The sequence below is a fragment of the Planococcus shenhongbingii genome (assembly GCF_030413635.1).
Taxonomy (GTDB): Bacteria; Bacillota; Bacilli; order Bacillales_A; family Planococcaceae; genus Planococcus; species Planococcus shenhongbingii.
Window position 1 is genome coordinate 3,759,018 of record NZ_CP129235.1, and the last position, 13,529, is coordinate 3,772,546.

The 13,529-nt window shown below is 46.4% G+C and carries 16 protein-coding genes; 1 reads left to right on the forward strand and 15 read right to left on the reverse strand.

Going from position 1 to position 13,529, the window contains the following annotated elements:
- Nucleotides 1-110 precede the first annotated feature (110 nt).
- Complete coding sequence (locus QWY16_RS18200; RefSeq protein WP_300990649.1) at nucleotides 111-929, forward strand: squalene/phytoene synthase family protein; 819 nt, start codon at nucleotides 111-113, stop codon at nucleotides 927-929.
- A 118-nt stretch (nucleotides 930-1,047) separates the two neighbouring features.
- On the opposite strand, the gene QWY16_RS18205 is transcribed toward QWY16_RS18200, so the two are convergent.
- From QWY16_RS18205 to phnG, 15 genes are all read right to left on the reverse strand, one after another.
- Entirely contained in the window at nucleotides 1,048-1,251 is a 204-nt protein-coding gene (locus tag QWY16_RS18205; RefSeq protein WP_300990650.1) for a thioredoxin family protein, read from the reverse strand.
- 227 nt (nucleotides 1,252-1,478) lie between these two features.
- A complete protein-coding gene (locus tag QWY16_RS18210) occupies nucleotides 1,479-2,159 on the reverse strand; it encodes a hypothetical protein (protein WP_300990651.1) in 681 nt (226 codons plus the stop codon).
- 114 nt (nucleotides 2,160-2,273) lie between these two features.
- Nucleotides 2,274-2,972 (reverse strand): aspartate/glutamate racemase family protein, encoded by a 699-nt coding sequence (locus QWY16_RS18215; protein ID WP_300990652.1) that lies wholly within the window; start codon nucleotides 2,970-2,972, stop codon nucleotides 2,274-2,276.
- A gap of 129 nt (nucleotides 2,973-3,101) precedes the next feature.
- On the reverse strand, nucleotides 3,102-3,950 hold the full coding sequence (locus QWY16_RS18220) for an ABC transporter permease subunit (RefSeq protein WP_300990653.1): 849 nt from the start codon (nucleotides 3,948-3,950) through the stop codon (nucleotides 3,102-3,104).
- Nucleotides 3,950-4,738 (reverse strand): phosphonate ABC transporter, permease protein PhnE, encoded by a 789-nt coding sequence (phnE, locus tag QWY16_RS18225; protein ID WP_300990654.1) that lies wholly within the window; start codon nucleotides 4,736-4,738, stop codon nucleotides 3,950-3,952. The genes QWY16_RS18220 and phnE overlap by 1 nt, the downstream gene beginning before the upstream one ends.
- A gap of 12 nt (nucleotides 4,739-4,750) precedes the next feature.
- On the reverse strand, nucleotides 4,751-5,533 hold the full coding sequence (gene phnC / locus QWY16_RS18230; protein WP_300990655.1) for a phosphonate ABC transporter ATP-binding protein: 783 nt from the start codon (nucleotides 5,531-5,533) through the stop codon (nucleotides 4,751-4,753).
- A 77-nt stretch (nucleotides 5,534-5,610) separates the two neighbouring features.
- Nucleotides 5,611-6,654, reverse strand: a complete 1,044-nt coding sequence (locus tag QWY16_RS18235) for a PhnD/SsuA/transferrin family substrate-binding protein (protein ID WP_300990656.1) — start codon at nucleotides 6,652-6,654, stop codon at nucleotides 5,611-5,613.
- Between the two features lie 103 nt (nucleotides 6,655-6,757).
- Complete coding sequence (locus QWY16_RS18240; protein WP_300993521.1) at nucleotides 6,758-7,573, reverse strand: PHP domain-containing protein; 816 nt, start codon at nucleotides 7,571-7,573, stop codon at nucleotides 6,758-6,760.
- Nucleotides 7,563-8,291, reverse strand: coding sequence for a phosphonate C-P lyase system protein PhnL (gene phnL / locus QWY16_RS18245; RefSeq protein ID WP_300990657.1), 729 nt, complete (start codon nucleotides 8,289-8,291; stop codon nucleotides 7,563-7,565). The genes QWY16_RS18240 and phnL overlap by 11 nt, the downstream gene beginning before the upstream one ends.
- A gap of 24 nt (nucleotides 8,292-8,315) precedes the next feature.
- Nucleotides 8,316-9,497: a phosphonate metabolism protein PhnM gene (phnM, locus tag QWY16_RS18250; RefSeq protein WP_300990658.1), complete on the reverse strand. Its 1,182-nt coding sequence runs from the start codon at nucleotides 9,495-9,497 to the stop codon at nucleotides 8,316-8,318.
- A 13-nt stretch (nucleotides 9,498-9,510) separates the two neighbouring features.
- Nucleotides 9,511-10,350: an ATP-binding cassette domain-containing protein gene (locus QWY16_RS18255; RefSeq protein ID WP_300990659.1), complete on the reverse strand. Its 840-nt coding sequence runs from the start codon at nucleotides 10,348-10,350 to the stop codon at nucleotides 9,511-9,513.
- Nucleotides 10,343-11,209, reverse strand: coding sequence for an alpha-D-ribose 1-methylphosphonate 5-phosphate C-P-lyase PhnJ (locus tag QWY16_RS18260; RefSeq protein ID WP_300990660.1), 867 nt, complete (start codon nucleotides 11,207-11,209; stop codon nucleotides 10,343-10,345). The genes QWY16_RS18255 and QWY16_RS18260 overlap by 8 nt, the downstream gene beginning before the upstream one ends.
- Nucleotides 11,199-12,314 (reverse strand): carbon-phosphorus lyase complex subunit PhnI, encoded by a 1,116-nt coding sequence (locus QWY16_RS18265; protein WP_300990661.1) that lies wholly within the window; start codon nucleotides 12,312-12,314, stop codon nucleotides 11,199-11,201. Before QWY16_RS18265 ends, QWY16_RS18260 begins: the two co-directional genes overlap by 11 nt.
- On the reverse strand, nucleotides 12,315-12,908 hold the full coding sequence (gene phnH, locus QWY16_RS18270) for a phosphonate C-P lyase system protein PhnH (protein WP_300990662.1): 594 nt from the start codon (nucleotides 12,906-12,908) through the stop codon (nucleotides 12,315-12,317). It lies immediately after the preceding gene.
- Nucleotides 12,909-12,944: 36 nt separating this feature from the next.
- Nucleotides 12,945-13,367, reverse strand: coding sequence for a phosphonate C-P lyase system protein PhnG (gene phnG, locus QWY16_RS18275; RefSeq protein ID WP_300990663.1), 423 nt, complete (start codon nucleotides 13,365-13,367; stop codon nucleotides 12,945-12,947).
- Nucleotides 13,368-13,529: the final 162 nt, after the last annotated feature.

Here is a 13,529-nt window from a genome sequence, read left to right on the forward strand (position 1 = left end):
AAATTTCTAGAAAAGAGAAGGTCATTGAGAGCGCTTTTTGATGATTGTATACTTAGATATGGAGCTGTTTTGCGGAATATCAACAAGTAAAGATAGAGGAGATGAATCATATGAATGAAAAGAAGTTCCCGAAGGAAGCAATTCGTGTATTAAAAGAAACAAGCCGCACATTTTATATCCCGATCACTTTTTTACAAAAAGACTTAAAGCATTCGGTTGCATCCGCTTATTTAATCTTTCGGGCAATTGATGAAATCGAAGATCATGAAGAAACAGCCAACGAGGTAAAATATTCAATCCTCATGCAATTGAGTGAACTGTTCAAACATCCTTTCAATGAAGAGAAATATTTACAGATTCTGGAGCCGTTAAAAGAGGCAATGCCTGAAGTGACGCTTCGTCTGGGTGAGTGGATAGAGGCGTGCCCAGAGAACACGCTCGAAATCGTTATGGACTCGGCTAGTGAAATGGCCTTTGGCATGGCGAAATGGGCAAAAGCCAACTGGCAAATCCATACACGTGATGATTTAGATGACTATACATATTATGTAGCAGGGCTTGTTGGAGTTATGCTTTCAGAATTATGGGAGCTATGTGCCGGCGTCAAAACAGACCGGGACCTTGCCATCGGTTATGGACGCGGACTGCAGGCTGTCAATATTCTGCGCAATGAGCAGGAAGATTTAGAGGAACGCGGGGTAAGTTTCGTTCCGGATGGCTGGACCCGAGCAGAATTATTTGACTATGCGGATGAAAACTTAGCGAAAGCAGATGACTATATGAAGTCGCTCACTAAGCGAAGTATTCTATTGTTCTGCCGTCTACCACTGGCATTGGCCCATAAATCCTTAAAAGCGATGAAAGACGGACGTGAAAAAATAACACGTGCAGAAGTGGAACAAACCGTAGAAGAAATTCAGGTGGATTAGCAGGTAAAAACAAGAGGGTTTCTTAAAATCCTTCAGAAATTAAAAAAACCGTAGACAACTCCCATTTCTCGAGTCTGCCTACAGTTTGAGGGCCCTTTTAAAAGGGTCCTTTTTTGCATTAAGATTGGGCGAATTCTTTTATCGGTTCTTCCGGAATAAATCCGAGCGAGCGATTTGCTTCCTTGCCGTCTTTAATCAAAATTAAAGTCGGGAGGCTTTGGACACCGAATTGTTTAACCAGTTCCGGCGCTTTATCGACGTCCACCTTATAAAAATCAACTGAATCAAGTTGTTCAGCTACGCTTGAGACCACCGGCCCCAAAAAACGGCAGCTTGGTCACCAGTCTGCTGTAAAATCAAGGACAAACGGTTTATTGGCGTTTTTCACCAGTGTATTATATTCTTCTGTGGTAATGGATTTAACCATATTCAATCCCCCTCTTAGTAGCTCTTTATCGGTACTTGTCCAGTGTAAAGGCTGGCGTTTTTCCCATCAAACTATCTGCTCTCGGGATGGCAGCAGAAAATCTTTCCCCAAATTTTATTGGCTTAAGGCTTGATCAATTTCCCAATCTCATCCGGCAGAAACTGCTGATCCCATGGATGCCATAGCCATTGCTCGTTTTCTTTGTAAAGATAAAAGGAATGGGCCAATTTTGCATCGGTGTATAATACCATTTGATAGATATCCGGGTCCTGTTGCTCCGCCTTTCCTTCCGGCGGCGGAGGTATATAAGCTTCAGTCAAAAGTCTTTTAAATTCTTCAAGTTCTCCTGCACCGGTAATGCGGTTTAACAGTTCCGGGACATTTTCTCCTGTGTAAATTTCGATACTCTTTACCCGCTCCAAATCCACGTCTTTGAAATGGTGCGGAAAGTCTTTCCCTGCCTGTTCTTCCACGTATAGGCGATAGCCATTCACTTCATGCTCATCTGCTACAGCCAGCAACTCCGGCAAGCCGTTGACTTTAAAAAGATCGGTGCCTTTTTCCCAAAAAGCCGCATCGCCGTTTTTGACTTGATAATTGGGGTTGCTGATGTTATCTGCCACTTTAAAATTTACTTCCCCTGTCTTTTTTCCAATACCGCTCTCCTCGTTGATGACTGCAGAGTCTACCGAAGTGTAATGCTTGCCTTCAAATTGAATAAAGTCCACCCAATCGATGACCGTATGTGATTGGCAAGCCGCTAAACTGAGGCAAACCAATGCCAGGATTACTAGTCTTTTCATAGATTTGCCTCCATTGATTACGCTTTATGGAGTAGACGCTTCCAGGAAATAATTGGTTACAGCAAAAAGAACTTTTTCAAAGAGCAGACATCTCGGTCAGCTCCCGCAATTGCCTTATTCTCTCAGCATCGCTTCGACAATCGCTTCCACATGGATTTCTGTTGTATTCATCTGCGGAATAGCCGAATCTTCCGGTTTGATCAGCATCGGCAGTTCCGTGCAGCCGAGTATGACTCCCTGGATACCGTTCTGCTCTGCCATCCTGGACACAATTTTTAGAAACGCGTCTTTCGTTTCAGGTTCAACGATTCCTTTTTCCAGTTCTTCTACGATTTTCTCATGAATGAAATCCTGCTCCTGCTGATTCGGCACCACGATTTCTTTTTGGGCAGCAGCAAATATTTGCGGAAAAAAATCATTTTCCATCGTGAATTTAGTGCCCAGCAGACCAATTTTCTCCAACTTCATTTTGTCAGCGGTACGGGCTGTTTCTTCTACAATGCTGATTAGCGGAATCCCGACTTCTTTCTGCACTTCCTCAAATACGATATGTGCCGTATTAGCGGTCAATACCGCGTACTCAGCTCCCGCTTTTTCGAGGGCTAGCACAGCCAATGCCAAATAATCGGTGAGATCTTCTGTCTTCCCTTTTTCCAGCAGCTCAAAAATTTTATACATATTGATGCTATTGATCAGGAATTCGGGCAGTTCTTCATTATTCCCTGTCTTTTCCTGATACTTGGCGATAATCGCCTGATAATAATCGACAGTCGATTCCGGACCTGTCCCTCCAATAAGGCCTAATTTTCGCATAAGGCGTCTCTCCTTTGATAATCAAAATCCATTTAACCCCTACTATACCCATTATCCCAACTGCTTTAATCTCTTTTCTGTTTTCATGCAATCAAAAAAGCCTTCCACAGAAATGGAAAGCTTCTGAAATCAGTTTTTTGCAGCTGCAGGAAAATATCGGCCCTTTAGGCGGGTGGAGATGATTTCCAGGACAATCGCGAAAATGAGGATCATATACGTAATCATTCCGACTTCACGCAAGTCAAAATAAAACCCTGATGCCATGAACAATTCAAAACCAATTCCCCCTGCTCCTGCGGCGGCCCCCATTGCCACAGCGACTGAAAAGTTGATTTCAAAGCGAAGGAAAGTCCAGGACAATAGATAAGTAAAAGTCGAAGGCAGAACAGCGTGCACGACAATATGCCACCAGTTAGCACCCGTTGCTCGAAGTGCTTCGATAATGCCTTTGTCCACTTCTTCAAAAGCTTCCGAAAAGGCTTTTACCAAGTAAGCGATGGAATGGAACAGCATACCGAGCACTGCCGCTTCACTGCCAAGTCCTGCGGCAATGGCAAAAATCAGCACCCATAGGACTGTCGGCACTGCCCGGATAAACGCCACCACAATTCGCACCGATTTTGAAACCCAGGCTTTCGATAAGTTCGTAGCCGCCATCAAAGCCAGGAAAAAAGCGATTCCCGCTCCCAGGATGGTGGACAAAAAGGCGAGGCCCAGCGTGATGCCGACTTGATAGAATGCCTCTCCCCATGTGAAATGGGTGAGTGCGGGTTCAAGGAACATCGTTTTTAAGTTATAGATCGTTTCCGGGATCGCTTTTGCCAAATCCAGGCCCGTATAGTCAAAGAACAAAAAAGCCAAAACCGTTAAAGCTGCGAGTGCTGCTATTGTCCAGGCAATCAGCTTTTCTGAAGGGCTGCCGGATTTGATGGAAATTCGGCCATCCGCTGTTCGTTTTATGTATGTGCTTGCTTCCATTACAGAATCACCTTCCGGATATGGTTTGATATCAGTTCAATCAAGATGACTGCCAGCACAATGCTGAAAGTAACAAGGGCAACCGCATTGTAGTTGAGCGTTTTATAGTACAGATCGAACGTATAACCGATGCCGGTGCCTGTTAAAATCCCTACCAGCGTCGCATTCCGGATATTGGTTTCAATCATGAACAAAATCCAGCTGATCATCTGGGGCAAACATTGAGGAAGCACGGCTTTAAAAACAATCTGGAAGTAAGTAGCTCCCGTTGCCCGCAGCGCTTCTACTGCACTTTGGCTGGTCTCATCAATCGATTCGATGAACGCCCGTGTCAGAAATCCAACCGATCCCACAAACAATGCCAAGTACCCGGTAACCGAGTTTTGCCCAAAGGACAACAGCAAAATTAAAGCCCAAGCAACTACCGGAATATTCCGTGAGACAGAAGCGACGAAACGTGCAAATACGCCGATGGCTTTGTTCGTTCCCGTGCTCTTAGAGCCCATCAGCCCTAAGAAAAACGCGACAATGGTTCCTGTTGTCGTTGCAGCTACAGACATCAGAATGGTTTCAATCAGTTTGTCTAAAATTGTCGGCAATCGTTCCAGTGATTCCTGTGTAATAAATAGATTGGAGAAAATCCAGCCCAATGCTTCAGGCAAGGTCGCAATGCCGTGAACGATATTAAAGCCGGTGATTGCGGAAGAAGCAATGGTCATTCCGATGATCAACAGGATAAAAAGAATGGTCTGCCCTTTCCGGCTGGTTTTCATATGTTTTTCATTCACTGTCATTGCTCCTTACACCGTAACCAGTTCCCTGATTTCCGGAATAGTTTGGGTTTTCGTTCCGTAGATGGCGTCCGTGTGATGTGTTTGCAACAGCTTGCTTGGTCCGTCAAAAACAATGCCGCCTTTGTTCAAACCGATTATACGGTCGGAATAGTTTCGCGCCACGTCTACTTGGTGTAAGTTGACAATACACGTAATGCCCAGTTCTTGTGTAATCGATTTTAAATGGTCCATAATGACTTTCGAAGCGTTTGGATCAAGCGATGCAATCGGTTCATCGCATAAAACGATTTTGGGCTCCTGAATCAGTGAACGTGCAATGCCGACCCGCTGCTGTTGGCCACCGCTCAACTGATCGCAGCGCTTATAGGCATGTTCTTCAATCCCCAGTTTTTCCAGCAGAAAGAAGGCATGTTCTTTTTCCTGTTCGGTGAATTTCCCGAAGATGCCTTGCAGCGTGGTTTTGTAGCCGAAGCGTCCGTGCAGGACATTTTCAATGACTGATAAACGCGGCACCAAATTGTAATGCTGAAAAATCATGCCGATATTCGTGCGTAGTTTCCGCAATTCCTTTTTGTTCAAAGCCCTTATATCCTGGCCATCAAAAAAGATTTTTCCTTCATCAATCTCAACCATCCGGTTGATGCAGCGGAGAAGTGTAGATTTCCCTGCCCCGGAAGGGCCAATGACCGATAAGAATTCTCCTGATTCCACTTCGAAGTTCAGGTTCTGCAGCACTTTTGTTTCGGAATTATAGGATTTACCAAGATTTTCGATTTGCAATAAAGACATTTTCATCCGCTCCTTTTTCAGCAAATTCAGTCATACAAAGCACATAGCGCTACAGCCGCATCCTTTGTTACCCATGGCTATTCTTTTGAAAGTTCACGGATTGGATTGAACCACTCATCTTCAACCGGCGCAAAGCGTTCTTTTGCTGATTTGAAGAATAGACCTGGTTCACCAGAATCTTCAGGGACAAAAATCTTTTCATTATTGGCGATTTCATCTGAAGTGAGCACTTCTTTTAATTTGTCGTAGTCTTGCTGCCCAAGAACTTCCATATTAGCTGCGAATGGTGCATTCAATACCGGAGTAACTCCCATTAGGGCGAATTCGCTGCCAGTAACCGTATTGAAAGGCTCTGCTGCATCGTCTTTCACTTTGTAAACTGATCCTACTGTATTGGGTTCGCCTTCTGCCACTTCGACGTAGTTTTCTACGCAAGTGTCACAGAATGCCGCCACTTCAGAACTATCATTCAACAGGTTGACTGCCGATCCTTGATGCGAGTTTCCAAACAGTACTTGAGAGAAGAGCGGTCCGCCTTCCATTAAATCTTCCGGTTTCAAATCTTCATAGCCTGATTTCTTTGAAAAATGCTCAATGATTGTAGAAGAAGGAACTACAAATCCTGATGTTGAACTATTCGACACGAAAGACATGCTTTTCTGTTCCAAGGCATCCAATGAAAATTCTCCATCAGCTTTAAACTTGTCCTGATCGTCGACATTAACAGCGAGCCAGCTGTGATAAATAGCGTCGTCCAAAGTTCCGGATTCACCGGTAGGCACGACCAATGGTTCAACCGCATCGTTGCCGTTTTTCGCTTCGATATAGCCTTGTGCACCCATAAATGCCAAGTCCGCATTGTTGTTGACCAGCGTTTCAATGGCAATGGCGTAATCCGTTGTCAATTGATGTTCCACTTCTTTACCAGTCGCTTCTTCAATGACCCGGCCAATCTCGTCACGGGAAGACTTCATGTCTGTACCTGATTCGTTTGGATACCACACCACTTTGATAACATCATCCACTTCTGTTTTCCCTGCTTCTGCACTTCCATCCGAACATGCAGACAACAGTAAAGCCGCTCCCAAAAACATTGCCATTACCGAATTTTTCTTCTTCATGGTTAGTTAATTCTCCTTTTTAACTGATATGAGCAGGCGCTCCTGCTTCGCTTGTTTCATTAGAACATAATCCAGGGCGGAAGAATCATAATTTACAGGAACTTCATAGATTCTTAAAACTATTTACAGCTATGGGACTCACAATATCCCCTACATCGATTGGCGCACCAAATGCCCCGTGGTAATCCGTTCCGCCGGTCAGCACCAGCCCATATTCCTCAGCGAGCTTTTCCACTTTCTGGTGGTCTTCCGCTGAATGATCCGGATGGTTGCGTTCAATGCCGCCAAGGCCTGCCTCCATAAGCTCCGGAATCAGCTCGTAGGAATCGAGCTGGCCGGGATGGGCTACAACAGCAAGCCCGTCGTCCGCCTTGATTGCCTTTACCGCTTCCAGTGCATCGATATATTCAATATCGCCTGCCGCAGGGCCCTGCCCTTTAAACAAGCGCTTGTAAAGCTGCTGATATTCACTAGAAGAATATTCCGCAGCAGTCAGCTCTTTCATGATGTGCTGTTTGTAGACGGTTCTTGATGGAAGAGCCGAAACGAGGATTGCTTCCAGATCCAGTTCGAATCCGGCCGCTTTGATCTGTTCGATTTGCCAAAGCGAATGGCGGTGGCGCTTTTCTGATAACTTGTCGCAAAGCGGTTTTATATGCTTGGCTTCTGGATTGTAGTTATAGCCGAGAATATGCACTTTCCGGTTCCGCTTAAAGTCGTATGCCGATATCTCAATTCCCGGAATCGCTTTAATCCCGTATCCGGATGCCAGCACTTTGACTACAGGCCAGCCAGCTACTGTATCATGGTCAACAAAACTGATCGTTTTTACGCCGGAAGCTTTTGCCCGCTGCAATACATCCGCGACTGAATCTGAACCGTCGGAATAATGGCTATGAACGTGAAGGTCAGCTTTCAGCGCCAACACCCACTTTTTCTTCGGCCACTGTCAATGTTCTTGACTGCATATCGTATACTTTGTCGCACAGCCCTTCCATGAACTCGATATCATGGAAAATCCCTACCAGTGTCGTGCCGTTTCTCTTAAGCTTTTCAATGATTTCCCGCACTTTGATCTTCGATTGCTGGTCAAGGCTTGCCGTTGGCTCATCAAGCAGCAATAACCGCGGTTTCTTGACCGTTGCCATGGCGATGTTCAAGCGCAGCTTTTCTCCGCCGGAAAACGTATTCGGGTAGCTGTCCCAGAGCTTTGGATCCAGTTCAAAATGAGTCAGCGCTTTTTCTGCTTCCAGCTCGGCCAGTTCCTCACTTTCACCCATCTCAAGCAAGGCGTTTACCACCAGCTGGCGGCATGTTGTTCTTGGCATGACATTCAAAAACTGGGAGACGTAGCCGATTTCGTATTTGCGCAAATACAGCATCTGCCTTTCAGATATTTGAGAGAGATCAACTAACCCAAACTCTTCAGAGTTGTAAAGGATCCGCCCGGTATCCGGCAAATAAGTGCGGTAAATGCTTTTCAGAATGGTGGATTTCCCGCTGCCGCTTTTGCCGACGATGCCGATAAATTCGCCGGACTCTAATGAAAAGGAGATGTTTTCGATGGCCGGCATGGTTTTATTCAAATGATGGATGGTGAATCTCTTGCCGAATCCTGCTATTTCCAACATTGACATGGTATTGCCTCCTCTCGCTTTGAGTTATTTCACACGGTAATTGGTGGTCGTGATCAGCGTACCGTTGACCATTGTTGCGGTCAGCATCGGATAGCCGTCTTCCATGCGTTCAATCACCAGGATATCGGCTTTCTTGCCGACAGTTATTGATCCCAGTTCATGGTCCAACTGAACCGCTTTTGCCGGGTTCAACGTAACCATCATGAACATGTCATGCAAATCGTTGCCATATTTCTCATGAAGGTCAAAAACGGCATGCAGCAAGGCAGACGGATAATAATCGCTGCACAGGATGTCCATGCAGCCGTGCCCGATGGCTTCCGCTGCTGACAAGTTCCCGGAATGCGATCCGCCAAGCATGACGTTAGGTGCGCCTGCAATGGTGTAGAGTCCGAGCTGTTTCGCTTTCATCGCCACTTTCAGCGTGATTGGAAACTCACTGATTGTGGTTCCGAAGCTCTTCACCAAATCCAGTTTCTTGAAATCATCGTCATCATGGGACGCTACAGCAATGCCTTTTGCCAAAGCGATGTCCGCCACTTCCTTGATTTTTTCAGTTGTCAGATACTCCGTACTTTGGCGCTCGGCAATCAGAACATTGACGTCTGCATCGGAAATATCGCGGTATCCTTTTAAAGTATCCCGGTAGACTTCCAGATTGCGGTATTGTCCCTGCCCGGGCGTATGGTCCATGAACGACAGCAAATGGACCTTGCCGTCTTCGATATTTTTTACCAGCTGGCCGACTTCGTCGATATTGTCGATTTCAAAACGGGCATGGAGCCGGTGGCGGATCAGGTGCAGCCGGTTATGCGTCGCATCGATGGCGTCCACCATGCGCTGGATATTATGGGGATTGCGCATCGGTTTATGGGAAAATACATCTTCTTTGTAAAATGACAGCGAATGGAACATCGTCGTGATGCCGTGGCTGATCAGGATTTTTTCCGCTTCCCGCAGGCTGATGTCAAAATCCATCATGCTGGTTGGCCGGGGAGAGGCGATCGTTTCAATATAATCGGAGTGGATATCGATAAAACCCGGTGAAATAAAACCTCCGTTGGCATCAATCAATTGGGCATGCGGATAGTTTCTCACTTGCTGTTCAAGAATGATCTCTTGAATCGTCTCGCCTTCCACCACGACGGCGTGGCCTTCTAAAATTGTGGTTTCCGTTATGATTTTCCCATTATGGATAATATACAAAGTACCGAACCTCCTAAAGTAATGAATACACCAATTGTTGCGTATACGGATGCTGCGGATCTTCCAGCACTTGGTCCGTCAGCCCTTGTTCAATAATTTCGCCATTCAGCATGACCACAGTGCGGTCTGCAAGCATTCGGATCACAGCCAGATCATGGGAAACCACAACCATGCTGATACCTAAATCCCGCTGGATATTCTTGATCAAGTCCAGAACGTTGGCTTGCACTGACAGATCAAGCCCGGTAGTCACTTCATCCAAAAACAAGATGGGCGGATTGTTCGATAGAGCCTTCGCAATTTGTACGCGCTGCTGCATGCCGCCCGAGAAATTTCGCGGTTCTTCTTTCATGCGATGAAGCGGAATGTGGACATTTTCCAACAGCCTCTTACCCGTTTCTTCCATCTCCCCTACGCGGCGGCTGCCGGCGGCAATCAGCTTTTCGGCGATATTCCCGATAGAGGAGAAATCCATTTTCAGTCCATGGATCGGATTCTGGTATACCATGCCGAAATCGTGGTTACGGATGGCGCGTTTTTGCTGGGAAGATAAACCAAAGACATTTTTACCTGCAAGATGCGGCACATTGATATATGCCTCTCCTGACGTTACGTCAGTGTCGAAATAAAGGCATTGCATCATCGTTGACTTGCCGCTGCCGCTTTCCCCGACAACCCCCAGGATTTCACCGGCATATAAATCCAGTGACACATCGCGTACAGCATAAACCGTCCCGCAGGATGTGCAATAGTTTTTCTCTAATTGGCCAGCGTCTAAAGTGGCGCAGCGGGAACATCCCGGACCGAATTGTTTGCGCAGATTCCGCACTTGTAAAATCGGTGTTTCAGGCATAGGCGCTTTCCACCTCGGCTTTCTTGTTATTGTTCAGTTGCTCCATGCAGAAACTGGTGTCATTGCATTGATGAGTGGTTTGGCCGGTTTCCGGGTCCACCAGTTCATCCATGAACACATCTTGAGCGCCACAAAGATAGCACTGTATACCTTCAAACGATTCTATTTGGAATGGATAATCCTCGAAAGCGAGCGATGCAACATCTGTGTACGGAGGAACGGCATAGATTTTTTTCTCGCGTCCAGCACCAAGCAGAATCAACGCCTCCGACTGATGCATTTTCGGGTTGTCAAAGCGTGGAATCGGGCTCGGAGCCATCACATAGCGCCCATTGACATAAACCGGATGGTCTGCCGCTGTTGCGGTTTTTCCGTATTTCATAATCTGTTCAAACAGCATGAGCCATGCTCCACTGTAATCGTCTTCGGAATGCATCCGCTTTGTCATATATTCTCGGGCTTCGACCGGCCGGAGAGGTTCCGGCATCGGCACTTGCAGCACCAAAATCTGGTCTTTGGTCAATGGAACTTCCGGAATGCGATGGCGTGACTGGATCAAGTCCGCTTTTTCGGTTTGTTCCGTCACTTCGACTCCGGTTGTTTCCTGGACCAGCTTTTTAATGCTGACGGCGTTGACGGATTCATCGGCTCCCTGGTCAATCACTTTTAAAACATCCGTTTTGCCAATTAATGAAAGTGTCAGCTGAAGCCCTCCAGTTCCCCAGCCGCGTGCGATTGGCATCTCTCTTGAAGCAAACGGCACCTGGTAGCCGGGAATAGCGACGGCCTTTAAAGTGGCACGGCGGATTTCTTTTTTTGAGCCTTCATCAAAAAAGGCGAAATGTGTATTAGCTTTCAATCGGCTGCACTCCTTTCTTCACTTGCCGGATACTGTCGAGCTTGGATTGGAATGTCACGTAATGTGGCATTTTCAAATGGGAGATAAATCCGGTAGATTCTACTGAATCGATGTGCAATAAGACAAATTCTTCATCATGGGTCGGGAAATCAGCTTCTGTATGCTCCAGACATTGATCCAGAATACTCATGGCAATGGCTTTTGTCTCGTTTTGCCCGTAACAAATGCCGTAGCCGATTTCGAACTCCAAGTCGTCTTCATTGCGGTCGTTTTTCACTTTTACCGGCACAAACGATTCCACTTCGGTGATACGGATGTCACCGATGTAAAATTCGTCGCCGTGGTCCTGTTCTGCTTCATTCGGATGGTCCACGTAAATCGGCATTCTGCCGACACGTACTTCTCCGACATTCGGATGGACTTGGCCGTATCCTCGAAGTGATGCATAGCCAAGTGCCGTGACTGCTCCAGTCTGGCCGCGTGTCAGGATTTGCAGCCTTGCACTGCGGCTGGACGGAAATTGCAAACTTTTCTTGGTAACATCATCCGGTGCGGCATCGTTTTTTTCATAAATTTCAAACAAGCCTTCTTCTCGTAGGTAATCGACCACTTTCGGAAAATAAACCACTTCCTGAGCCGTTTCTGCGCTTTCCAATTGTTTTTTGTAATCGGTCAGCCATCTGCGGATTTCTCCTGGTTCTTCTTCCAGCAGATCGAAATCGAGCAAACGGTGAGTATAGTCATGCGTTGCTCCAAGGAGCTGGCCGCCCGGAATATCCTTGAAGCTTGCAGAAATTCTCCGTTCGACAAACATCGATTCCGTCTCGACTGTCCGGCTATAATATTGGCGCGGCAAAGTGGAACGGTGGGCACGCATCAAAAATACGGCTTCTTCCATGCTGCCTTCTGCCTGTTTAATCGCCAGCGCAGCCAATTCAGGCGAATACAAGCTCGCTTCTGACATTACCTGGTCGATCATGCCACGCATGGAAGATAGAATCACTTTAATCTCCAATATCTCTTCGTCTTTCAGGCGCTCATATTTCAAGCGGTTAATGGAAGCTTCAATTGCATGAGTACCGCCCTTTACAGGTACATAGCCCATTTACTCCACCTCCGTCATAATTACTCGAGTTGTCCGGGGAATGCAGACAATACCAGAATCGTCATCCACAAAGATCAAGTCGATGCCCATCGGATATTCCTTGATCCGGCTGCTGCGGGCTTTCCAAAAAGACTCCAGCATTCCGGCATGGAGGCTGGCATGGCTTTCGATGCCCGGTCCTGATAAACTCAAGTTTCCTTCTTCAGCCAGCCCTTCGCTTTCGATAATCCATGTTGAAGATAGCTGGGGATCGATCAGGCTGCCAATCTTGCATTGCCGCATTGCCTGAAGCACATCTTCTTTGCTGGCGTTTTTTAGAATGATAACAAAATCTGCTTCTTCAATCGGTGCATATCTAGCTGAAGTATATTCAGAAATTTTCTCGATCAGCTTTTGCTGATTTCCCGGTAAGATGTGGAACGTGACTTCCGCATCCAGTACTGTCATTGCACACAGCATCGTTGATTTTTTGCAAGGCAGCTCATAGTCCAGCTGTTTTGCTTCCTCCAGAACGGAAATGGTGCCTGGCCGTGACATGCTATGTAAAATTTTTCGGTAAACTTGCTGCAAATCGTGTATTTGATCAATCGCCATTTTATCTCTCCTGAACTTGTAATGTAGTTTGTCGGATTAAACTTCCATTGTTTCAAAACTGACTTTCGTCTCAAACAGCTCTGCCTGTTCACGCGATTTTGCTTGCGCTATGTCTTTTTCCATTTCCAATAGAGGGTGCTGCCATTCGGCTGTTTCAGGCAAATCCGCTTTATAAGCAGCGTCAATAATTGCAAGGTTCCGGGCCAGCTCTTCTTTCATGCCTGCGACGATGCCGATGCCAATCTGGCCGCCGATTTCCACTTTCGCTTCGGTGACAAGAACTTCACCGATATAGAACAGGGAGTTTTTTGCCGATTCCCTCATTTTAATCATGGTCATTCCATATTGCGGAGCAGAGATTTCCCGGCATTCATATTTCTTTGCAATCGTTTCTGCAAATCCCCTGGCCAGCTGCTCATTTCCTTGAATCAGAATTTCAGTTCTTCTGCGTCTTTTCATATTCGCTGCCTCCTTCGCTGTAAACTCATCGTAACTTGTCGCCAAGTTGCTGTGTTTTAAGGTACGGTAAAGCTTGTGTAAAGCATCTTCACAATAAGAAAAGTGGAAGCGCCGGGGTAGATTCGACGGGCATAAGACAGACCAGCGAAGTGGCGGTCTTTG

Coding starts and splice junctions, on each gene's coding strand:
- QWY16_RS18265 (WP_300990661.1), bottom strand. CDS start 12,314: ATGGGCTATGTACCTGTAAAGGGCGGTACTCATGCAATTGAAGCTTCC.
- QWY16_RS18235 (WP_300990656.1), bottom strand. CDS start 6,654: ATGAAGAAGAAAAATTCGGTAATGGCAATGTTTTTGGGAGCGGCTTTA.
- QWY16_RS18210 (WP_300990651.1), bottom strand. CDS start 2,159: ATGAAAAGACTAGTAATCCTGGCATTGGTTTGCCTCAGTTTAGCGGCT.
- phnG (WP_300990663.1), bottom strand. CDS start 13,367: ATGAAAAGACGCAGAAGAACTGAAATTCTGATTCAAGGAAATGAGCAG.
- phnC (WP_300990655.1), bottom strand. CDS start 5,533: ATGTCTTTATTGCAAATCGAAAATCTTGGTAAATCCTATAATTCCGAA.
- QWY16_RS18220 (WP_300990653.1), bottom strand. CDS start 3,950: ATGGAAGCAAGCACATACATAAAACGAACAGCGGATGGCCGAATTTCC.
- phnH (WP_300990662.1), bottom strand. CDS start 12,908: ATGGCGATTGATCAAATACACGATTTGCAGCAAGTTTACCGAAAAATT.
- QWY16_RS18255 (WP_300990659.1), bottom strand. CDS start 10,350: ATGCCTGAAACACCGATTTTACAAGTGCGGAATCTGCGCAAACAATTC.
- QWY16_RS18200 (WP_300990649.1), top strand. CDS start 111: ATGAATGAAAAGAAGTTCCCGAAGGAAGCAATTCGTGTATTAAAAGAA.
- QWY16_RS18215 (WP_300990652.1), bottom strand. CDS start 2,972: ATGCGAAAATTAGGCCTTATTGGAGGGACAGGTCCGGAATCGACTGTC.
- phnL (WP_300990657.1), bottom strand. CDS start 8,291: ATGTCAATGTTGGAAATAGCAGGATTCGGCAAGAGATTCACCATCCAT.